Source organism: Microbacterium sp. lyk4-40-TSB-66 (assembly GCF_030209475.1).
Classification (GTDB): Bacteria; Actinomycetota; Actinomycetes; order Actinomycetales; family Microbacteriaceae; genus Microbacterium.
On record NZ_JARVRW010000007.1, the window covers coordinates 120,299 to 139,403 of the forward strand.

18 protein-coding genes are annotated in these 19,105 nt (G+C 72.4%); 7 read left to right on the forward strand and 11 right to left on the reverse strand.

Features of this window, described 5'->3' with window-relative positions; genetic code table 11:
- Positions 1 to 119 precede the first annotated feature (119 nt).
- Together QRO03_RS11445 and QRO03_RS11450 are read left to right on the forward strand one after the other, a co-directional pair.
- Entirely contained in the window at positions 120 to 251 is a 132-nt protein-coding gene (locus tag QRO03_RS11445) for a hypothetical protein (RefSeq protein WP_285137623.1), read from the forward strand.
- A 129-nt stretch (positions 252 to 380) separates the two neighbouring features.
- Positions 381 to 1,358 carry an acetylxylan esterase gene (locus QRO03_RS11450; protein WP_285137685.1) on the forward strand — a complete coding sequence of 326 codons (978 nt, stop codon included), beginning with the start codon at positions 381 to 383 and terminating at the stop codon, positions 1,356 to 1,358.
- Between the two features lie 105 nt (positions 1,359 to 1,463).
- Here QRO03_RS11450 and QRO03_RS11455 read toward each other — a convergent pair whose 3' ends face one another.
- Positions 1,464 to 2,024 (reverse strand): acyl-CoA thioesterase, encoded by a 561-nt coding sequence (locus QRO03_RS11455; protein ID WP_285137624.1) that lies wholly within the window; start codon positions 2,022 to 2,024, stop codon positions 1,464 to 1,466.
- A gap of 271 nt (positions 2,025 to 2,295) precedes the next feature.
- Between QRO03_RS11455 and QRO03_RS11460 the strand changes: the two genes are divergently transcribed.
- Both QRO03_RS11460 and cofE read left to right on the forward strand, forming a co-directional pair.
- Positions 2,296 to 2,802 carry a GNAT family N-acetyltransferase gene (locus QRO03_RS11460; protein WP_285137625.1) on the forward strand — a complete coding sequence of 169 codons (507 nt, stop codon included), beginning with the start codon at positions 2,296 to 2,298 and terminating at the stop codon, positions 2,800 to 2,802.
- Between the two features lies 1 nt (position 2,803).
- Positions 2,804 to 3,556, forward strand: coding sequence for a coenzyme F420-0:L-glutamate ligase (gene cofE, locus QRO03_RS11465; protein ID WP_285137626.1), 753 nt, complete (start codon positions 2,804 to 2,806; stop codon positions 3,554 to 3,556).
- A 244-nt stretch (positions 3,557 to 3,800) separates the two neighbouring features.
- Here cofE and QRO03_RS11470 read toward each other — a convergent pair whose 3' ends face one another.
- The 3 genes from QRO03_RS11470 to QRO03_RS11480 are packed head-to-tail and all read right to left on the reverse strand — an operon-like array spanning position 3,801 to position 5,685.
- Positions 3,801 to 4,367: a CbiQ family ECF transporter T component gene (locus QRO03_RS11470; protein WP_502883038.1), complete on the reverse strand. Its 567-nt coding sequence runs from the start codon at positions 4,365 to 4,367 to the stop codon at positions 3,801 to 3,803.
- A 35-nt stretch (positions 4,368 to 4,402) separates the two neighbouring features.
- Positions 4,403 to 5,083, reverse strand: coding sequence for an energy-coupling factor ABC transporter ATP-binding protein (locus tag QRO03_RS11475; RefSeq protein WP_285137628.1), 681 nt, complete (start codon positions 5,081 to 5,083; stop codon positions 4,403 to 4,405).
- Entirely contained in the window at positions 5,080 to 5,685 is a 606-nt protein-coding gene (locus QRO03_RS11480) for a biotin transporter BioY (RefSeq protein ID WP_285137629.1), read from the reverse strand. The genes QRO03_RS11475 and QRO03_RS11480 overlap by 4 nt, the downstream gene beginning before the upstream one ends.
- Before the next feature lie 53 nt (positions 5,686 to 5,738).
- On the opposite strand from QRO03_RS11480, the gene QRO03_RS11485 reads away from it, so the two are divergent.
- Positions 5,739 to 6,293 (forward strand): TetR family transcriptional regulator, encoded by a 555-nt coding sequence (locus tag QRO03_RS11485; RefSeq protein ID WP_285137630.1) that lies wholly within the window; start codon positions 5,739 to 5,741, stop codon positions 6,291 to 6,293.
- Positions 6,294 to 6,475: 182 nt separating this feature from the next.
- Here QRO03_RS11485 and QRO03_RS11490 read toward each other — a convergent pair whose 3' ends face one another.
- From QRO03_RS11490 to QRO03_RS11500, 3 genes are read right to left on the reverse strand one after another with little or no spacing between them, the layout of a single operon-like run.
- The gene (locus QRO03_RS11490) at positions 6,476 to 8,665 is read right to left on the reverse strand and encodes a cytochrome b/b6 domain-containing protein (protein ID WP_285137631.1); all 2,190 of its coding nucleotides are present in this window, start codon (positions 8,663 to 8,665) and stop codon (positions 6,476 to 6,478) included.
- The gene (locus QRO03_RS11495) at positions 8,666 to 9,631 is read right to left on the reverse strand and encodes an electron transfer flavoprotein subunit alpha/FixB family protein (RefSeq protein WP_285137686.1); all 966 of its coding nucleotides are present in this window, start codon (positions 9,629 to 9,631) and stop codon (positions 8,666 to 8,668) included. It lies immediately after the preceding gene.
- Positions 9,631 to 10,407 (reverse strand): electron transfer flavoprotein subunit beta/FixA family protein, encoded by a 777-nt coding sequence (locus QRO03_RS11500; RefSeq protein WP_285137632.1) that lies wholly within the window; start codon positions 10,405 to 10,407, stop codon positions 9,631 to 9,633. Before QRO03_RS11500 ends, QRO03_RS11495 begins: the two co-directional genes overlap by 1 nt.
- Before the next feature lie 338 nt (positions 10,408 to 10,745).
- Between QRO03_RS11500 and QRO03_RS11505 the strand changes: the two genes are divergently transcribed.
- Complete coding sequence (locus tag QRO03_RS11505; RefSeq protein ID WP_285137633.1) at positions 10,746 to 11,273, forward strand: MarR family winged helix-turn-helix transcriptional regulator; 528 nt, start codon at positions 10,746 to 10,748, stop codon at positions 11,271 to 11,273.
- An 82-nt stretch (positions 11,274 to 11,355) separates the two neighbouring features.
- Here the strand turns inward: QRO03_RS11505 and QRO03_RS11510 are convergent, their stop codons facing one another.
- The 3 genes from QRO03_RS11510 to QRO03_RS11520 all read right to left on the reverse strand — a co-directional run bounded on the left by QRO03_RS11510 (position 11,356) and on the right by QRO03_RS11520 (position 14,493).
- Complete coding sequence (locus QRO03_RS11510; protein ID WP_285137634.1) at positions 11,356 to 12,144, reverse strand: enoyl-CoA hydratase-related protein; 789 nt, start codon at positions 12,142 to 12,144, stop codon at positions 11,356 to 11,358.
- A gap of 271 nt (positions 12,145 to 12,415) precedes the next feature.
- Positions 12,416 to 13,594 carry an acyl-CoA dehydrogenase family protein gene (locus tag QRO03_RS11515; RefSeq protein ID WP_285137635.1) on the reverse strand — a complete coding sequence of 393 codons (1,179 nt, stop codon included), beginning with the start codon at positions 13,592 to 13,594 and terminating at the stop codon, positions 12,416 to 12,418.
- Positions 13,595 to 13,755: 161 nt separating this feature from the next.
- The gene (locus tag QRO03_RS11520) at positions 13,756 to 14,493 is read right to left on the reverse strand and encodes a VIT1/CCC1 transporter family protein (protein ID WP_285137636.1); all 738 of its coding nucleotides are present in this window, start codon (positions 14,491 to 14,493) and stop codon (positions 13,756 to 13,758) included.
- A 213-nt stretch (positions 14,494 to 14,706) separates the two neighbouring features.
- Here QRO03_RS11520 and QRO03_RS11525 point away from each other — a divergent pair, with 213 nt between their 5' ends.
- Positions 14,707 to 18,168: a choice-of-anchor I family protein gene (locus tag QRO03_RS11525; RefSeq protein ID WP_285137637.1), complete on the forward strand. Its 3,462-nt coding sequence runs from the start codon at positions 14,707 to 14,709 to the stop codon at positions 18,166 to 18,168.
- 89 nt (positions 18,169 to 18,257) lie between these two features.
- Here the strand turns inward: QRO03_RS11525 and QRO03_RS11530 are convergent, their stop codons facing one another.
- Positions 18,258 to 18,974, reverse strand: a complete 717-nt coding sequence (locus QRO03_RS11530; protein WP_285137638.1) for a Type 1 glutamine amidotransferase-like domain-containing protein — start codon at positions 18,972 to 18,974, stop codon at positions 18,258 to 18,260.
- Between the last annotated feature and the right edge of the window lie 131 nt (positions 18,975 to 19,105).

Genomic DNA, 19,105 nt, shown 5'->3' on the forward strand with positions numbered 1-19,105 from the left:
CCCCGCCGCCTCCGGCGGTCGGGGCTTCATCGCGGTCGCGGGAGCGGCGCGCGTCGCTGGAAGACGACCTCGGGCTCGTCCGTCTGGGGGATCGCGCCACCGGGACGCACACGGCGCGTGTGCGCCTCACGGCCGAGGCGGAGGAGCGGCTGGGTGGGCCCGCCTGGTACTCGTACGCGGTGGCGGAGCGCATCGTCGGCGACCTCTATCCGCTGTACCGGGAGCCGCCGCGCCACTCCGTCGAGGTGTGACGGGCGTCGGTCTCACGCGCGCAGCCGTCGGACGGCCCGCCTCGTCCGGCCCGTGGGAGCTGAGGGCGCGGCGTGAGCACGACGAACGAGCGAGCCGCGGCATCCTCGCGGCCGCTACTGTCGGTGTCCATGGCCGTGACCTTCACCGACATGCCGATCGAGGCCCTGCGCGCGTACCGCCCCGACCTCGCCGAACCCGCGGGGCTCGACGCGTTCTGGACCGAGACGCTCGCGGCGGCGCGCGCCGCCGCGGGCCCGACCCGCGTCACTCCCGTCGAGGCCCCGATGCGCGCGCTCGGCGTGTCCGACCTCGCCTTCACCGGTTTCGGCGGCGACGAGATCCGCGGTTGGGTGGTGCGTCCGCACGGCGACGAGGTGCTCCCCGCGGTCATCGAGTACATCGGCTACGGCGGCGGGCGGGGGCTTCCGGGCGAGCGCGTGAACTGGGCGGCGGCGGGCTATGTGCACGTCGTGATGGACACGCGGGGCCAGGGCTCGGCGTGGAGCGTGGGAGCGACTCCCGACCCCCACGGATCGGCCGCCGCCTTCCCCGGTGTGATGACCCGCGGCATCCTGCATCCGGACGAGTACTACTACCGCCGGCTCATCACCGACGCGGTCCGCCTCGTCGACGAGGTGCGGGCGCTGCCGGGGGTGGATGCCGACAGGGTCGCCGTCACCGGCGCGAGCCAGGGCGGAGGTCTGGCGATCGCGGCGGCCGCACTCTCGGGCGAGGCGGTGGCGGCCGTCATGCCCGACGTGCCTTTCCTGTGCGATTTTCCGAACGGCATCGTGCGGACGCCCTCGCCACCGTTCACCGAGATCACGCGCTTCCTCGCGGTGCACCGCGACGACGCCGACCGGGTGCTGCACACGCTGTCGCACGTCGACGGCGCGGTCCTCGCGCGCCGCATCCGCGTTCCGGCGTACTTCTCGGTCGCCTTCATGGACGACGTCGTGCTCCCGTCGGGGGTGTTCGCGGCGTTCCACGCCCTCGCCTCGGACGATGCCGCGATCGAGGAGTACCCCTACAACGGGCACGAGGGCGGCGGATACCGGCACTGGATCAAGCAGGTCGCCTGGCTGGACGCCCGCTTCGGGCGCTGATCCGGCGGGGCGCAGCCGTCGCGCGGCGGCGCGAAGCGTCGCCGAAGCCGCGGCGACCGGCACTCATGCGCCGACCGCCCCGTGGCATCCCTCACGCGTTCCCGCTCACTCCCAGACGCTGGGAGCCGGTCGCCGCGTCGACGGCAGGGCCGAGCCCGCCGCCCAGTCGTGGACCCACGCCTCGATGTCGGGCAGCCCCTCGGGACGACCGACGGCGGCGAACAGTTCGTCGTGGGGAACGGTGCCGCCGGTGCGACGCAGGATCCGCGCGCGGATGATCGCTCGCGCGTAGATCTCGTCGCCGACCAGCGCGCGGTGCTCGAGATACACCGCGCGGTCGTCGTGGCCGATGAGACGCGTCTCGAGGTCGAACCGCTGCCACAGCTCGAGCGAGCGGCGGAAGGTGATCGTCTCGGCGGCCACGACGGCGTACCAACCCTTCTTCGTCATCGCCGAGACGAGGCCCGAGCGGGTCAGCAGGTCCCACCGCCCCAGGTCGAAGAGCGACAGGTAGCGCCCGTTGTTCAGGTGGCGCAGCACGTCGATGTCGGTGGGCAGCACCCGCAGCCGCATCCGCGTCACCGTGTTGGGGTCGAGGGGGCCCTCGCGGCGGAGGCGGCGACGGGCACGGAGAAGCACGAGAAGGGTGCGCCAGAGGACGTTCACGAGGGGCGAGCGTAGCGATCCGACGACGGATCGGCCATCGCGTTGTACCCACTCGACAAACCGACCGATCCTGCCGTCTCCTCTTCCGCTCCGTGCGCCCGTCACCCCCGCGTCGAGTGTCCAGAACACGCCGTCGCTTTCGCGGCGATACGGCGTGTTCTGGACAGTCGATGGATGCCGACACGGTGAGTCCTCGCGCACTCCCCTACCTCATCGGGTGGGGCTCCGCGACGGATTTCACGCACACCGATCCCGCGCGTAGAGTCGCGCCATGACTGCGGAAACCCGAACCGACATCGTCGTCCGTCCGGTGCGTGATGTGGATGCCGAGGCCCTGGGCCGCGTGCACGCCACCTGCTGGCACGAGACGTACGACCACCTCATCAGCAAGGCGGCCCTCGAAGCCGTCTCGCCCCGACGCATGGCGGAGCTCTGGACCCACTGGGCCTCGCAGGGCGACGACTACCGCATGCACGCCGCGCTCGTGAACGGCGAGATCGTCGGTTTCGTGGGCTCCGGCCCCGCCCGAGACGACGACGCACCGCGTGAGCGCGAGCTGTACTTCATCTACCTGCTCGACGCGCACCACGGGACCGGCATCGGCCAGCAGCTGTTCGACGCCGCGGTCGAGGACGGCGAGGGCCTCTACCTCTGGGTCGCCGACGACAACCCGCGCGCCCACCGCTTCTACGTGCGCAACGGCTTCGCGCTCGACGGCGCATCGCAGACACAGCCCTTCCTCGGCGAAGAGCTCACCGAGGTACGTTTCGTCCGCTGACGTGCTGCAGGTCTGGGCCCTCGACGGCATCCGTGAGATCACCCCGGGGGACGACCTCGTCGGGGTGATCCTCGGCGCTCTGGCCCAGCCCTTGCAGGATGGCGACATCGTCGTCGTCACGAGCAAGATCGTGTCGAAGGCCGAGGGGCGGATCATCCGCGCCGACGACCGCGAAGATGCGATCACGCGCGAGACCGTGCGCCTCGTGGCATCCCGGACCTCCCCCACCGGACACGTCACGCGCATCGTCGAGAACCCGCTCGGCATCGTCTCGGCCGCCGCCGGCGTCGACGCCAGCAACACCCCCGAGGGCACCGTGCTCCTGCTACCCGTCGACCCCGACGCGTCGGCCCGGCGCCTCGCAGAGGGCCTTCGCGAGGTCGCCCGAGTGGGCGTCATCATCACCGACACCCTGGGCCGCGCCTGGCGCGAGGGACAGACCGACCACGCCATCGGGGCCGCCGGCATCCATGTCTTCGAGGACCTCCGCGGGACGACGGATGCCGAGGGCCGACCGCTCGTGGTCACCCTGCCGTGCGTGGCCGACGAGATCGCCGCGGCCACCGACCTCGTCAAGGGCAAGGCGTCGCGTCGCCCGGTCGCGATCGTGCGCGGGCGAGCCGACCTGGTGGGAGACCTCGACCTCCCCGGCGCGCGCTCCATCGTGCGCGACCCCGCCCGCGACATGTTCCGCCAGGGCGCCGACGAGGCGTATGCCGAGGGGTACGCGGCGGGTCGCGCGGCGCGCGACTGACGCGGCGCCGCTCGCGGCGTGTCCCAGAAGGTGCGGTGGCAAGCGCGCGTTGCTGCACGAAGTGGGACATGCTCGACCGACCCGCTCGGCGCGGCGAGGCATGTCCCAGAAGGTGCGACGGGACGGGCGCATTCCCGCACGAAGCGGGACACGCTGGACCGACCCGCTCGGCACGGCGAGGCATGTCCCAGAAGGGGCGACAGGACAGGCGCAATCCTGCACGAAGTGGGACACGCCGGTGGCGTCAGCGGATGCCGCGGGCGGCGAGGGCGTCGCCGAGATCGTCGGCGTGACGCAGCGCGAGGACGAGCAGCGGCAACGCGCCGCGCGCGAGGGAGGGACGCAGGCCCCGCGCACGCTGGGCGTCTCGCACCTCGGCGGCGAGGCGCGTGAGCACGGGCATCATCGCGAGCGCGATCGTCAGCAGCAGCGCGGCGCGGGCCGGATCGACCCCGATGCGACCGAGAGGCTGCAATCCCCTCTCCAGCGCCTCGAGCAGGGACCCGACGGGAGTCGTCAGCGACACCAGTCCGGCCACGACCAGCGCCGCGGCGACCCGCGCCGTGTTGGCGGCGGCGGCCTCCGGCCCGAGGAAGAGCAGCTGCCCTCCCGCCGTGACGACGATGATCCACCGCACGGCCCACACCTGTCCGCCGAGCGCGCGCATCCCCCCGGTGACCCCCATGCCGCTTGCGGCATACAGCCCGCAGGCCACGCCCAGCGCGACGGGCACGCTCTGCCATGCCGATGGCAGAGCCGCGAGCACGAGCGCCACGAGCGCGAGCCCCGCGAGCGTGGGGCCGGCCGGCATCCGGTGCATCCATCCCCGTCCGGGGTGGTACAGGCTCAGCACGCCACGGCCGCGGCGTAGGCGTCGACGACCTCGGCGGAGGCTCCGGATGCCACGACCCGCCCCTCGGCGAACAGCACGGCCCGTTCGCAGCGGCGTGCCAGGGCGAGGTCGTGGGTGATGACGAGCAGCGCGTGTCCGGTGTCGGCGAGCAGGTGGTCGACGACGAGGCGGGCGTTCCGCGCGTCGAGGAAGGCGGTGGGTTCGTCAGCGATGACCAGGTGCGGCTCGCGGACGAACGCGCCGCACAGAGCGAGGAGCTGCTTCTGCCCGCCCGAGAGGTCGTGCGAGGGACGGTCGGCGAGGTCCTCGAGCCCGAAGCGCCGGAGCGCCGCGGCCACCCGTCCATCGCGCACCTCGTGCGGCAGGCGCTCAGGTCTCAGTGACAAGGCGACGTCGTCGGCGACGGTCGGCATCACGATCTGCGCGTCGGGATTGCTCAACACGAGCGCCACCCGTCGGCGGAGCTCGGCGGCATCCCGCTGCGGGTCGAGCCCGAGCACCCGCAGGGCGCCGGCCGACGGGCGAACGAGGCCCGCCACGAGTCGCGCGAAGGTCGACTTGCCCGATCCGTTGTCGCCGATGACCGCGATCGTCCGCGCGTCCAGGTCGAGGGTGACGCGCTGCAGCACCTCACGCTGCCCGAGGCGCGCGCCGAGGGCCTCGCACCGGATCACGCGTCGACCGCGACCTCGGCCGGTCGCCGTCGGGTGGCGCGCACGCTCCAGTCACGGCGGAAGCCGCGCGGGTACGCCGTGACGAGCGTCGTCACGACGACCGTGGCGACGGCCGCCTTCAGCAGATCGCCCGGCACGAAGACGAGGCTCGTGAGCGCGGTCTCGGCCAGCGGCAGCCTCGTGACCAGGCTCTGGACCGGGATGCCGAGGGCGTAGATCGCGCCGATCCCGCCGGCGAGCATCGCCAGCGCGGTGCGCCAGGCGACGGGACGACGTCCGCCCGCGTGCACGATCAGCCCGATGACGATCGCGCCGAGGATCCAGCCAAGGGCGTAGCCCGCGGTGGGTCCGAGGAAGACGCCGATGCCTCCTCGACCGCCGGCCAGCACCGGCAGACCCACCGCCGCCAGCGCGAGCAGCACGGTGACCGAGAGCGCCCCGAGCCACGGGCCGAGGATCGCGCCCGCGAGCATCACCCCCAGGGTCTGCGCCGTGATCGGCACCCCACCGAACACGGGGAAGCTGCCGGGGAGCCCGAGCACCGCGATGAGCGCGGTGAAGACGGCGATGCGGGCGAGATCGGTGGCGTCGGCTGTGCGCATGACGGTCCTTCCTGAACACTGTTCACCTGAACGGCGTTCACTATACTCACCCCATGGCTCCTCGCGGACACTCCGCCGATGACGTCGCCCGCGCCGCCCTGCGGATCCTCGACGATCACGGCCTCCCCGACCTCACGATGCGGCGCCTCGCGACCGCCCTCGAGGTGCAGCCCAGCGCGCTGTACTGGCACTTCCCGAACAAGCAGACACTGCTCGCGGAGCTGTCGGATCGCATCGTGGGCCGGACGGCATCCGGAGTCCCCACCGATCTGCGGACCGAGGCGTTCTCGCTGCGCGATGCCCTCCTCGCTTACCGCGACGGGGCCGAGGTCGTCTCGAGCACCCTGGCCCTGGGCCTGGGGTCGACGCTCGCGCACGACCGGCTGACGGCCGCCGTGGTCCACGACGGGTTCGACGCCGGAACCGCGCGTCGCGGCGCGACGACCGTGCTGCACTACGTGCTCGGCTTCGTGTGGCACGAACAGCAGCGGATGCTGTACGACAGCGTCGGAGCGCGCGACATGGAGGCGTCGGGCCTCGAGTCGGACGACTTCGCCTTCGGTCTCGACCTGATCGCCGCCGGCCTCCGGGCGCGCGGACGGGTCTGACACCGGCCAGGACGCCGCAGGGCGGGCGCGGGGCACGACGCTGGAGCCGCATCGGGGCGCGCGATGTGCACCGCGGCGAGCGGCGACCACCCCGATGCACGTTTCGCGCCCCGCACCGGCGCCGCCGACGGCGCGCGCGGCGAACGGATGCGGTCTCGGCATCCGTTCGCCCCGAGGGCACGTCAGCGCTGCTTGACCTCGCCGAAGAGGCGGGCGATCGGCACGAGCACCGCGGGACGCGCGGCCGCCCAGCCGACGGCCATCACGAGCAGGGATGCCGCGAAGATCAGCAGACCGGTCGGGTCGCTTGAGAAGGCGGCGGGGTCGACCGAGCCGCGGGCGGCGTACATGTGGTTGAGGTTGCGCAGAGCGCCGGTGGCCAGCACGAGCGCGACGTGGACGACGATGAACGCCACGAAGAACAACATGACGGGGAAGTGCACCTTGCGCGCCCACTCGACCGGGTACAGCCGGTTGAGAATCTCGGCGTCCTTGGGCCACACGCCCGACAGCCGCACGCCGCTCACGATGGCGAGAGGGGCGGCCACGAACGTGATCGCGAAGTACGACAGCTGCTGCAGGCTGTTGTAGTTCACCCACCCGTTCTCGGTGGGCCAGTCGAGTGAGACGTACTGCAGCGCCGCCGACAGCGCGTTGGGGAAGACCTCCCACGAGGTCGGCACGATCCGCATCCACTGCCCGGTGACGAACAGCAGCACGACGAAGATCACGCCGTTCGCGATCCACAGGATGTCGATGGCCTGATGGAACCACAGCGTCAGGCTGATGCGTCGACGCTTGTTCTTGCGGGGAGACCAGAAGGCAGCGGGGCGCTTCTCGGTCCGCACCTGCCAACCCGTGCGGATGATGAACAGCAGGAAGAAACTGTTGAGGAAGTGCGACCAGTTCAGCCACGCGGGGATGCCGACGGGCGCGGAGTCGGGCAGGTGGTATTCGCCCGGGTAGGCGGCGAGGAACTCCTGGCCCGGACCGAGCGCGAGGAGGAACCGCGCCACCAGCACCGTGATGCCCGCGAGAGCGAGGGCGAACACGCCGAGCACCGCGGTCGAGCCGAGCCACTGCAGCGGCGTGAAGGGGCCGACGCGTTTCGGTTCCGTCCGCGCGGGCCGCTCGGCGGAGGCCGCGGCCCCCGGCCAGACGGACCGCCGCACCGTCAGCGGCGCGCGCGGCGCAGCGGGCACGGCATCCGATGCGGGTTCGGACGGCGCCGCATCGCCCGCCGCGGTCGCCCTCGGCGGGGGCGTGGATGCCACGGTCAGGCGGTCACCGGAGGAGGGTTCGGAGCCGGCCGCCCCGGACACCGCCGCACCGGCGGCACGAGCCGAAGCGGATGCCGCAGCCCCGGGCGTCGCGGCACCGGCGGCACGAGCCGAACCCGATGCCGCATCCCCGGACACCGCCGCACCGGCGGCACGAGCCGAACCCGATGCCGCATCCCCGGGCGTCGCCGCACCGGCAGCACGAGCCGAACCCGATGCCGCATCCCCGGACACCGCCGCACCGGCGGCACGAGACGAACCGGATGCCGCACCCCCGGGCGTGGCCGCGTCAGCGCCCGGCCGAGGTGAGAGGGCACCGGACTCGGGCGCGGGAGGCCAGGGCTCACCGCCCGGGTCGCGGGGTAGTCCGCGGCGGGGGTGCCCGGCATCCGGATGCGCGGGCACTGCGGCAGGGTCCGAGTCGGGCGCCGCGTCACCGCGACCGTCCGGCGCCTCAACGGATTCGGAAACCCGCACCGGATTCGGTGCGGGCGCGGCCGAGCCCCCGATTCCGTTGCGCTCGTCCGATTCCACGACGTCCGAGTGCGCGGTGGCGTGCGTACGCGTTCCGGATGCCGCGTCCGCGACGACCGAGAACGCGGCATCCCGTGCCTCCGCTTCTGCCGGCGGGTCCGAGACGGTCGTGGGGGCGGGCGGCCAGGGTTCGCCGCCGGGAACGCGCGGCAGACCGCGGCGAATCGTCGTCGCGCCCTGCGCACCGACGGCGCCCGGGTCGTCCGCGTCGCCGGAGTCGGCACCCGTCGCCGAACTCGGCACGGGGGCGCGGTCGGCGTCGCCCGGCGAGACGGGCACCGCCGCTGTCTCGTTCGCCGGGGAAGTCCCGCTCACGCTCGGCGCCGCCTGCGCGGCTCGCGCCACATCGCCCGCGCTCGACGCCGCCTCGGCGGCTCGCGACACATCGCCCGCGTTCGACGCCGCCTCTGCGGCATCCACGACCTCGCCCGCGCTCGTCGCACCGGAAGCCGCTGCGGCGTCAGACCCGTCGGGCGCGCTGAAGGCCGCGGGCGGCCAGGGCTCCCCGCCGGGGACGCGCGGCAGCCCGCGACGCGGGGTGCGTGGTGTGGACGCCATCTATTTCTTGTGGGCCTCGAGCGCGCTGATGAGTTGCGGGACGACGGTGAACAGATCTCCGACGATACCGAAATCGGCGATGTCGAAGATCGGCGCGTCGGGATTCTTGTCTATTGCGACGATCGTGCCGGCCGTCTGCATCCCCGCCCGATGCTGGATCGCTCCCGAGATGCCGAGCGCGATGTACAGGCGCGGCGATACCGAGACGCCGGTCTGACCCACCTGCGCGTTCGCGGGGACGTAGCCGGCGTCGACCGCCGCGCGCGAGGCGCCGACCGCCGCACCGAGGGCGTCGGCGAGACGCTCGACGAGGGCGAAGTCCTCGCGTGAGCCGACGCCCCGCCCACCCGCGACCACCGCCGTGGCCCCGCGGAGTTCGGGTCGCGAGGAGGGCGCGGAGGTCTCGGCGAAGCCCTCGATGCGGGCGGTGCGGACCCCGGATGCCGCGACCTCGAGCTCCTCGGCCACGAGCGGCCGCGCCTCGAGACGCGCATCGATCGAGCCCGGCCGCAGGGTGGCCAGCAGCGGGCCGAAGGTGGGCGCGCCGTCGACGGTGAACCCGCCGCCGAGAACCGAGTGGTGCGCCACGACGCCGATCTCATCGCGGTCGACACCGACGATGTCGGTGGCCAGGGGCAGTCGGGTCCGAGCGGCGAGCCGGGCGAGGGCGTCTCGGGATTCGACGGCGTTCGACGCGAGCACGAGGTCGGGGCGCTCGCGGTCGACGGCCGCGGCGAGCGCGTCGACGACCGGGACCGTCAACGCGTCGGGCGCTGTCGCGGCCGTCAGCACGCGGACGGCGCCCAGACCGGCTGCGTCGGCAGCGGCCCCGTCGAGGGCGTCGGAGGCGGCCGCGACGAGTGCGACGGGGTCGCCGACCCGCGCGGCGGCGGCGAGAAGGCCGGGCGCCGTCGCGGCGAGCGCGCCACTCGGGAGCACCTCGAGCAGGACCAGTGCGACGCCCATCACGCGACCCCCTCGGCCACGAGGAACGCAGCGAGCCTCTCGCCGGCGTCGCCCTCGTCGACGATCTTCGTCCCCGACGCGCGCGGGGGCCGTTCGGCGACGGACAGCATGATGTAGCGCGGGGTCGCCGGATCGCCGGGCTCGACGTCGAGCGAGGCGGCATCCACGGTCTCGTACGGCTTCTTCTTGGCCGCCATGATGCCCTTGAACGTGGTGAACCGCCCCTCGGGCAGAGCCTCGGTGATCGACACCACCGCGGGGAGCTCGGCCGTTACCCGCATCGTGCCCGCGTCGCTCACCCGGTCTCCCGACACGGAGCCGTCGGACAGCTCCACGGCCGCGAGCCCGGTGAGCTGCGGCACACCGAGCAGCTCGGCGACCATCGCGGCGATGACGCCTCCGCCGCCGTCGGTCGAGAGGTTGCCCGCGATCACGAGGTCGTAGTCGGTGCGCCGTACGGCGGCGGCGAGCACCTCGGCGGTCAGCAGCAGGTCGGCACCGCGCAGGGAGTCGTCGACGACGTGCACGGCCGAGGTCGCCCCCATCGCAAGAGCCTTGCGGATCGTCGCCGTGGCCGACGCGGGCGCCATCGACACCACCGTCACCTCGGTTCCCGGGTGCGCGTCGGCGTGGGCGAGAGCGACCTCGACCGCCCGCTCGTCGATCTCGTCGAGCACGGGCGACGACGCGGCGCGGTCGGCGAGCCCGGTCTCGAGGTCGAGTCGACGCTCGCCCCACGTGTCGGGCACTTCTTTGATCAGGACCACGATCTTCATCGATGCGTCTCCTTCGTCGGGGGGAGGGATGCCACAGCGTCGGTCCTGCGGCGGGATCGGGAGCGCGGAGCCTTCATCGGGCTCGCCCCTCGCGGCGACGGCCCGGGGCCCGTCGGGGGCGCGGAGCCGTCATCGGGCGCGCCCCTCGCGGCGAGGGCCCGGAGCCCGTCGAGGGCACCGCACCTCGCGGAGAGGCGCGCGGGGGCTGCGGTAGGCGGCTCGGCCCCGATTCCGCACGGGTGGCGCCCGAGAGGGCCCCGGAGGCCGGGAGCCGCGTCGCACTCCGACGCCCGGCACGACCGGCGCACGAGCGGTACCGTGAATCCGGAGGAGGACCGATGACGCGACGACTGCCGGTCGACCCGATCGCCGAGGCCAAGCGCCAGTGGCTGGCGCACGGGTGGGACGACGCCGCCGACGGCATGACGGTCGTGACCTCGGTGATCCGGGCGCACCAGTTGCTCATGGCATCCATCGACCGTGCGCTGAAGCCCTGCGACCTGTCGTTCTCGCGCTTCGAGATGCTGCGGCTGCTCGCCTTCACCCGCGAGGGACGGATGCCGATGGCCAGCGCGATCGCGCGGTTGCAGGTGCACCCCACGAGCGTCACGAACACCGTCGATCGCCTGGCTCGCGACGGGCTCATCTCGCGCGAACCGCACCCCACCGATGGTCGTGCGGCGCTGCTCGTCCTGAGCGACGCCGGACGCCGCCGGGTCGACGAGGCGACCGGGGCATTGAACGCGGTGTTCGCCGATCTGGGCCTCGACGACGGCGACGCGACCGAGCTCGTGCGCATCATCGCCCGCTTCCGAAAGGGCGCCGGCGATTTCGCCGACCCCGCGCCCGTGCCCGACCCGCTCTGACCCCGAAGAGCACCCTCGGCGCACGGGAGTGCCCCGCGCCGGGGTCGAACGCCCGCCGCAGGATCCCGGTGCGCCGAGTCGTTCATCGGTGCGTGAAGGACGGCGGGCGCTTCTCGCGGAACGCCGCCATCCCCTCTTTCTGATCGGCGGTGTCGAAGAGGCCGGCGAACGCCTGCCGTTCGAAGCGCAAACCCTCGGCGAGCGTCGACTCGAGGGCCACGTCGAGCGCCGCTTTGGCCGCGTACAGCGCGGGCAGGGGCTTCTCGGCGATCGTGCGGGCGACGGCCTCGGCCTCGTCGAGCAGCTCGGCGGCCGGGACGACGCGCGACACCAGTCCCGCGCGCTCGGCTTCGGCGGCGTCGATCATGCGGCCGGTGAGCACGAGTTCGGCGGCCTTGTAGTACCCGAGCGCGCGCACGAGCCGCTGCGTGCCCCCCATGCCGGGGATGACGCCGAGCTGCACCTCGGGCTGGCCGAACTTCGCACGGTCGGATGCCAGGATGACGTCGCACATGAGGGCGAGCTCGCACCCGCCGCCCAGCGCGTAACCCGACACCGCGGCGATCACGGGCGTGCGCACGGCGGCGAAACGCGCCCAGGCACCGAAGTGGTCGGTGAGCGTCATGTCGAGACCCGACTTCTGCTCCATCTCTTTGATGTCGGCACCCGCGGCGAACGCCTTCTCGCTCCCGGTGACGACGATCGCTCCGACACCCGTGTCGGCGTCGAAGGCCTCGGCGACCGCGACCACCTCGCGCATCGTCCGGGTGTCGAGGGCGTTCAGCGCCTCGGGGCGGTCGAGCGTGATCCATCCGACGCGCCCGCGCTGCTCGACGCGGATCGTCTCGTACCCGGCATCCTGATCGGTCATCTCACTCCTATCGCGACGGTGCGGACGATCCCGCCCTCGCATGTTCGCACGCGCCCCCGACATCCACCGAGGGGCTTCCCCGTCCGCGACTTCACGGACAGGGGGATGCCGACGGTTCGGGGCGCGTTCTGCTCTTCGGGGCGGGTGAGGTCCGCCCCGAAGAGCGGATTCCGCCCCGAATCCGGGGGAACCCACCCCGCGCCGCCGGTTCCGCGCTCGCGCGTCGAACCCGCCCGGACCCACGGAACACCGACCTCACGGGCCCGCGCGCTCACGCGGCGAGGACGCTCCGGCCGACGATCACCCGCATGATCTCGTTCGTCCCCTCGAGGATCTGGTGCACCCGCAGGTCGCGTACGACCTTCTCGATGCCGTAGTCCTGCAGATATCCGTAGCCGCCGTGCAGCTGCAACGACTCGTTCGCGACACGGAAGCCGACGTCGGTCGCGAAGCGCTTCGCCATGGCGCAGCGCGTGGCGGTGTCGGGGGCCTTCGCATCGAGGGCGAGCGCCGCATCGCGCACGAGCAGTCGCGCGGCCTCGAGGTCGGTGGCCATGTCGGCCACGGCGAACACCACCGACTGCTTCTCGGCCAGCGGTTCGCCGAACGTGAACCGCTCGTGCACGTACGCGACAGCCCGGTCGAGCGCCCACCGCGCCCCGCCGAGGGAGCAGGTCGCGATGTTGAGACGCCCGCCGTTCAGCGCCGTCATGGCGATCGAGAAGCCGCGGCCCTCGCCGCCGAGCAGGTTCTCGGCCGGCACGCGCACCTCGTCGAGCACGACGGCACGCGTGGGCTGCGCGTTCCAGCCCATCTTCTTCTCGTTGGGCCCGAACGACAGTCCCTCGGCTTCGGCGGGCACGAGGAACGCACTGATCCCCCGCGCCCCCGGTTCGCCCGTCCGCGCCATGACGACGTAGACGGATGCCTCCCCGGCACCCGAGATGAATTGCTTGACGCCGGTGAGCACGTAGGTGTCGCCGTGACGGATCGCGGACGTGGTGATGGCCGCGGCATCCGATCCCGCGCCCGGCTCGGTCAGGCAGTAGGCGCCCAGATCCTCCATCGAGACGAGACCGGGGAGCCAGCGCTCGCGCTGGGCGTCGGTGCCGTAGGCGTCGATCATCCAGGCCACCATGTTGTGGATCGTGATGTAGGCCGTCACCGTGGGGTCGCCGTAGGCCAGTTCTTCGAAGATCGCGACCGCATCGGCTCGCGTCAGCCCGGCGCCGCCGACGTCGTCCTTGACGTAGACGCCGCCGAGACCCAGTTCCCCCGCGCGGCGGAGGACGTCTCGGGGGAAGTGCTTCTCGGCATCCCATTCGAGGGTGTGCGGAGCGAGCTCGGTCGCGGCGAAATCGCGGACGGCGTCGAGGATGGCGGCGCGTTCGTCGGCCGAGAGGGTTCCGGCGGACGGGGCGTCGAGCGCCGGAGCAGGGGTGGTATCCATGCGGCTCTCCTTCGTGAGGGCGACGGCGTCGTCGCATCCCCCAGATTACCTGGACGTCCTACTAATTGATAGGGGGAGCGACCAGTCAGAACCCCGCCGCGCGTGCGAAACACCCCTGTAGGCGGGAACGCGATGACGAGCAGGCGCGTCCCGCTCCGGGACTAGGCGGAGGCCACGCCGAACAGCGACCCCACGAGGTAGGTCGCGCCGAGGGCGAGCGCGCCGCCGATCACGGTCCGCAGGATCGCCCGGCCGCGACGCGCGCCGCCGATCCACGCGGCGAGGTAGCCGGTGATCGCGAGGGCGATCAGCACCGCCACGAAGGTGAGGGCGACGCGCACCTCGACGGGCGCGAGCAGGATCGTGAGCAGCGGAAGGACGGCCCCGACGGTGAACGCCACGGCGGAGGCCAGCGCCGCCGTCCAGGGACTCACCACGTCGTCGGCGTCGAGGTTCAGTTCGACGGCGAGATGGGCTTTGAGGGCATCGGATGCCGTGAGCTCGGTCGCCACGCGCGTCGCGGTGTCGCGCGAGAGTCCCTGAGCCTCGTACAGGCCCACGAGCTCGGCGAACTCGGCATCCGGGTCCTCCGCGAGTTCGCGGCGCTCCTTCTGGATCAACGCGTGCTCGCTGTCGCGCTGGCTCGACACCGAGATGTACTCCCCCAGCGCCATCGAGATCGCGCCGCCCACGAGCGCGGCGAGGCCCGCCACGAGCACCGGTGCGGTCTCGGTCGTCGCCCCCGCGACGCCCACCACGACGGCCGCCGTCGACACGATGCCGTCGTTGGCGCCGAGCACCCCGGCGCGCAGCCCGTTGAGGCGCTGCGACAAGCCCTGGCGGTGGGGCTCTGCGGCGTGGGCTCCGGGCGGCTCCCCGTCGCCGGCATCATGACTCATGCGACGAGCGTAGGACCGTGACGGCCCACCGGGGCCGGAACCCTCGCGTCACCCGGAAGCGGGATGCCGCACCCCTCGGGAAGACCCGGAGGCGGGGCGAGCGGCCGCCTCGTTCGCCCTCCGTTCACCCGGGCGTCACCCCCTCCAGGCAAAATCCACAAGATCGCGCCGCCCGCGCGGATCGCCCCCCCACCCGAATCCGAGGACACAGCCATGCCTTCGACCTTCCTTCGCCGCGCCGCCGCGTTCACCGCGACGACCGCGGCGGTGTGCGCGCTCGCCCTGTCGAGCGCCACCGCGGCCTCCGCCGCGATCGTCCCCGAACCCGTGCGCGACACCCCGACCGACAGCGCGGTGAGTCTCCGCCCCATCGGCACCTACGAGACCGGGGTCTTCGACCAGTCGGCCGCCGAGATCGTGCACGCGTACAAGAACCGCCTGTTCGTCGTCAACGCGCAGGCCGGCGCCGTCGACGTGCTCGACAACAGCAACCCCGCCGCCCCGACGAAGCTGTACTCGATCGCGGGTACGGGGGTCGCCAACTCCCTCGCCGTCCGCACCGACGGCCTCGGCGTGATCGCCCTCGAAGACGCCGACAAGACCGCGCCCGGTCGCCTGGTGTTCTTCGACGCGGACGCCACCGCGCCCACCGTCCTGGGCACGGTCACCGTGGGGGCCCTGCCCGACATGGTGACGATCTCCGAGGACGGCACCTACGCGGTCGTCGCCAATGAAGGCGAGCCCGACGACGACTTCACGGTCGACCCCGAGGGGTCGGTCGGCGTCGTGTCGCTGCCCGCCGCGAAGACCGCCCCCACCCAGGACGCCGTTCGCACCGCCGGTTTCGCCGCGTTCGAGCAGGGCGGTTCCCAGACGCTCGACCCCGCCGTCCGCGTCTTCGGACCCGACGTCGCCGCCCCCGACCAGGGCAGCACGCCGCTCGCCGCCAACCGCGTGAGCCGCAACCTCGAGCCGGAGTTCGTCGCGGTCGCCGGAGGTGTCGCGTACGTGACGCTGCAGGAGGCCAACGCCCTCGCTGTCGTCGACCTCGCGTCGGCCGCGGTCACCGGCATCCGCCCCCTCGGTTTCAAGGATTACGGCGTCGAGACGCTCGACGCGAGCGACCGTGACCCCGAGGACGCGCCGACCTACAACCAGAACAGCTACCCGGGCCTGTTCGGCATGTACATGCCCGACGGCATCCAGGCGTACGAGGCGGACGGTAAGACCTACCTGGTCACCGCCAACGAGGGCGACGGCCGCGAGTGGGGCGAGTTCAACGACACCGCCCGTGTGAAGGACCTCGGCGACGACGGCCTCGCGCCGGTCTGCGCCGACAGCCCGCTCGCCGGGTCGCTCGACGACGCCGACCTCGGCCGCCTCAACGTCGCCACCGACATGGGCTTGAACGCCGAGGGCACCTGCTACTCCGCGCTGTACACCTTCGGCGGCCGCGGCTTGTCGGTGTGGGACACCGAGGGCAACCAGGTCTTCGACTCGGGCTCGGACTTCGAGGCCATCACGCACGACGCGAACCCCGATTTCTTCAACTCGAACCACTCCGAGTCCAACCTCGAGGGGCGCAGCGACGACAAGGGCCCCGAGCCCGAGAACCTCGCCATCGGACAGGTCGACGGGCGCACCTACGCCTTCATCGGTCTGGAGCGCGTGGGCGGCGTGATGACCTACGACATCACCGACCCCTCCGACGCGACCTACGCCGGGTACGTCAACAACCGCGACTTCTCGGTCTCGGTCGAGGACGAGCTGACCGCCGACGAAGCCGCGAACCGCGCGCTGCTGTCGAAGGCCGGCGACCTCGGTCCCGAGGGCGTCGACTTCATCCCCGCGGAGAGCTCGCCCAACGGGCGCCCGCTCGTCGCGGTCGGCAACGAGGTCTCGGGCACCACGACCGTGTTCGAGGTCACGAACCCGAACGTGAAGAACATCGACATCCTCACCATCAACGACTTCCACGGTCGCCTGGAGGCGGGCACGCAGGGCGAAGCCGGCGCCGCCGTCATGGCCGGCGCGGTCAAGGCGAAGGAGGCCGCGAACCCGAACACGCTGTTCGTCTCGGCCGGTGACAACATCGGGGCCTCCACCTTCACCTCGCTCATCCAGGACGACCTGCCGACCATCGACACGCTGAAGGCCTCGGGCCTCGACGTCTCGGCCGTCGGCAACCACGAGTTCGACCGCGGCTTCACCGACCTCTCGACGCGCGTGCTCCCCGAGTACGGCGGGGGCGAGTTCGGACTCGGCGCGAACGTGTACAAGAAGGGCACGAAGGAGCCCGTCCTCGACGAGTACGCGATCAAGATCGTGGACGGCGTGCGCGTCGCCTTCATCGGCACCGTGACGCCCGACACCGCGACCATGGTCGACCCGGCCGGTATCGCCGGACTCGACTTCGGCGACCAGCTCGAAGCCGCCGACCGCGTGGCCGAGGAGCTCACGGCCGGCGACCTCGCCGACGTCATCGTGCTGCTCACCCACTCGGGAGCGGCGACGTCGAACGACTGCGCCGCCCTCGCCGCCGACCAGGCCGGCTTCGGCAACCTCGCCACGAACGCCTCGCCCGAGATCGACGCGATCGTCTCGGCGCACACGCACCAGACGTACGCGTGCGACGTCGCCGTGGCCGGCACCGACCGCACCCGCCCGGTGATCCAGGCGTCGGAGTACGGCAAGGCGATGGGCCAGCTCTCGCTCGCGTGGGACACCCGCACCGACTCGCTGGCATCCGTCTCGGGCACCACCTTCCGACTCGAGGGCGCCTTCGCCCCCGACGCGGCCATCGCCGCGAAGGTCGCGGAGTACGTGAAGCAGGCCGACGTGATCGGCGCCGAGCCGGTCGGCATGATCAGCGGCGACATCCTGCGCGGCGGCACTCCGACGGGCTCGGACCGCGGCGTCGAGTCGTCGATGGGCAACTGGGTCGCCGACGTCTACCTGTGGGCGACGTCGGAGAACCCCGCCTATGCCGGTACCCCGGCGCAGATCGCGCTCATGAACCCGGGCGGCCTGCGGGCCGACCTGCTCAAGGGCGACGACGGCGTGGTGACGTACAAGGAGGCGGCACTCGTGCAGCCCTTCGCCAACACCCTCGTGACGGTGACCCTCACGGGTGACCAGATCCGCGGCATCCTGAACGAGCAGTGGAAGGCGACGGGCGACCGCCCGAAGCTGCACCTCGGCGTCTCGGACGGGTTCACCTACGAATACCGACAGAATGCCGTCGACCCGCGCGTGGGCAGCGTCGTCTCGATGTCGTACCAGGGCAAGCCGATCGCGGCGACCGACACGTTCACCGTCGTGACGAACTCGTTCCTGGCCAACGGCGGTGACGGCTTCCCGACCTTCGCGAAGGGCACCGACCGCACCGACACCGGCCAGGTCGACCTGGACGCGACCCTGGCCTACTTCGAGGCGATGACGGTCGTCGACCCGGCACCGCTCGGTCGTGCGATTCTCGCCATCACGCAGAGGCCGACCCCCGGCCAGTCGGGGACGCCCGGCACGCCCGGCACGCAGCCCGGCAACACGGGCGCCCGCCCCGGCGGCGGCCTCGCCGTCACCGGTGCCGAGATGCCGTGGGGCATCGCCCTCGCGGGCGGGTTCCTCGTGGTCGCGGGCGGTCTCGCCGTGGCGCTTCGCCGCCGCCGCGTCTGACGCTCGAACAGGCGACGGCCCTCACCCTCACGGGTGGGGGCCGTTTCCGTTCGTGGAAGGTCGCCGACGAGGCCGGCTGACGCCGACGCTCAGGCGCGGAGCACCTGAACATGCACCCCGGATGCCGCGGACTCGACGCGCCACACCTGCCCGCTGCCGCGAACGGCCGGAGCCGCCTGCGCCGAGACCACCAGGGCCGTGTTCTCGTCGATCGCCACTCCGTCGGTGACGAGGCCCGCGTCGACCGCCGCGACGAGACGCGAAAGGGTGCCCCACTGGGCGGCATGGACGTCGACGGCGAAGTCGAGGAGCCCGAGGCCCGGGCGCACCTCGACCGCGTCGAGCTCTTCGCCCGCGTCCTCCGACACGATCTCGACCCCGTGGATGCGGTATCCACCGACGAGCGCCGGACCCGCGGCGATGGCCGCACCGGCAGAGAACCCCGCGTACGGGACTCCCTCGCGGACGCGGTCGAGCACGGCATCCCGGATCCGTCCGAAGGCGTCCAGGTACGCCGGCGTGAGGCCACCGCCCACGAAGAGGGCATCGGCGTCGAGCGCCGCAGCATCGTAGACCTCGCCCTCGACGAGGGACTCGACACGGATCTCCTCCGCCGCGGCGCCGGCCGCGTCGAGCATCGCCGTGAAGCGCGAGACCGACGAGTCGTCGTCGGCCTCGAGGACGAGCAGCAGGGCGATCACGGGCGCGCGGTCGCCGGCTCGCCGTCGCGCCTCGGCGACGAAGGGACGCAGCAGATCGCCGCAGCGCGCGAGGTCGCGACCGCCACCGAGAAGGAACACGCTCATGCCCCCATCCTCCCTCTCTCCCCCACCCCCCGCGTGAGTCGCCGGATTCAGTCGCTTGGACCCTCGATCCAGCGACAATTCTCGGCGACTCACGCGCGCGATAGCGAGCGCGAGAGCGATCGCGAGAGCGA

Coding starts and splice junctions, on each gene's coding strand:
- QRO03_RS11450 (WP_285137685.1), top strand. CDS start 381: ATGGCCGTGACCTTCACCGACATGCCGATCGAGGCCCTGCGCGCGTAC.
- QRO03_RS11460 (WP_285137625.1), top strand. CDS start 2,296: ATGACTGCGGAAACCCGAACCGACATCGTCGTCCGTCCGGTGCGTGAT.
- QRO03_RS11470 (WP_502883038.1), bottom strand. CDS start 4,367: ATGCCGGCCGGCCCCACGCTCGCGGGGCTCGCGCTCGTGGCGCTCGTG.
- QRO03_RS11480 (WP_285137629.1), bottom strand. CDS start 5,685: ATGCGCACAGCCGACGCCACCGATCTCGCCCGCATCGCCGTCTTCACC.
- QRO03_RS11485 (WP_285137630.1), top strand. CDS start 5,739: ATGGCTCCTCGCGGACACTCCGCCGATGACGTCGCCCGCGCCGCCCTG.
- QRO03_RS11490 (WP_285137631.1), bottom strand. CDS start 8,665: ATGGCGTCCACACCACGCACCCCGCGTCGCGGGCTGCCGCGCGTCCCC.
- QRO03_RS11495 (WP_285137686.1), bottom strand. CDS start 9,631: ATGGGCGTCGCACTGGTCCTGCTCGAGGTGCTCCCGAGTGGCGCGCTC.
- QRO03_RS11500 (WP_285137632.1), bottom strand. CDS start 10,407: ATGAAGATCGTGGTCCTGATCAAAGAAGTGCCCGACACGTGGGGCGAG.
- QRO03_RS11505 (WP_285137633.1), top strand. CDS start 10,746: ATGACGCGACGACTGCCGGTCGACCCGATCGCCGAGGCCAAGCGCCAG.
- QRO03_RS11510 (WP_285137634.1), bottom strand. CDS start 12,144: ATGACCGATCAGGATGCCGGGTACGAGACGATCCGCGTCGAGCAGCGC.
- QRO03_RS11515 (WP_285137635.1), bottom strand. CDS start 13,594: ATGGATACCACCCCTGCTCCGGCGCTCGACGCCCCGTCCGCCGGAACC.
- QRO03_RS11520 (WP_285137636.1), bottom strand. CDS start 14,493: ATGAGTCATGATGCCGGCGACGGGGAGCCGCCCGGAGCCCACGCCGCA.
- QRO03_RS11525 (WP_285137637.1), top strand. CDS start 14,707: ATGCCTTCGACCTTCCTTCGCCGCGCCGCCGCGTTCACCGCGACGACC.
- QRO03_RS11530 (WP_285137638.1), bottom strand. CDS start 18,974: ATGAGCGTGTTCCTTCTCGGTGGCGGTCGCGACCTCGCGCGCTGCGGC.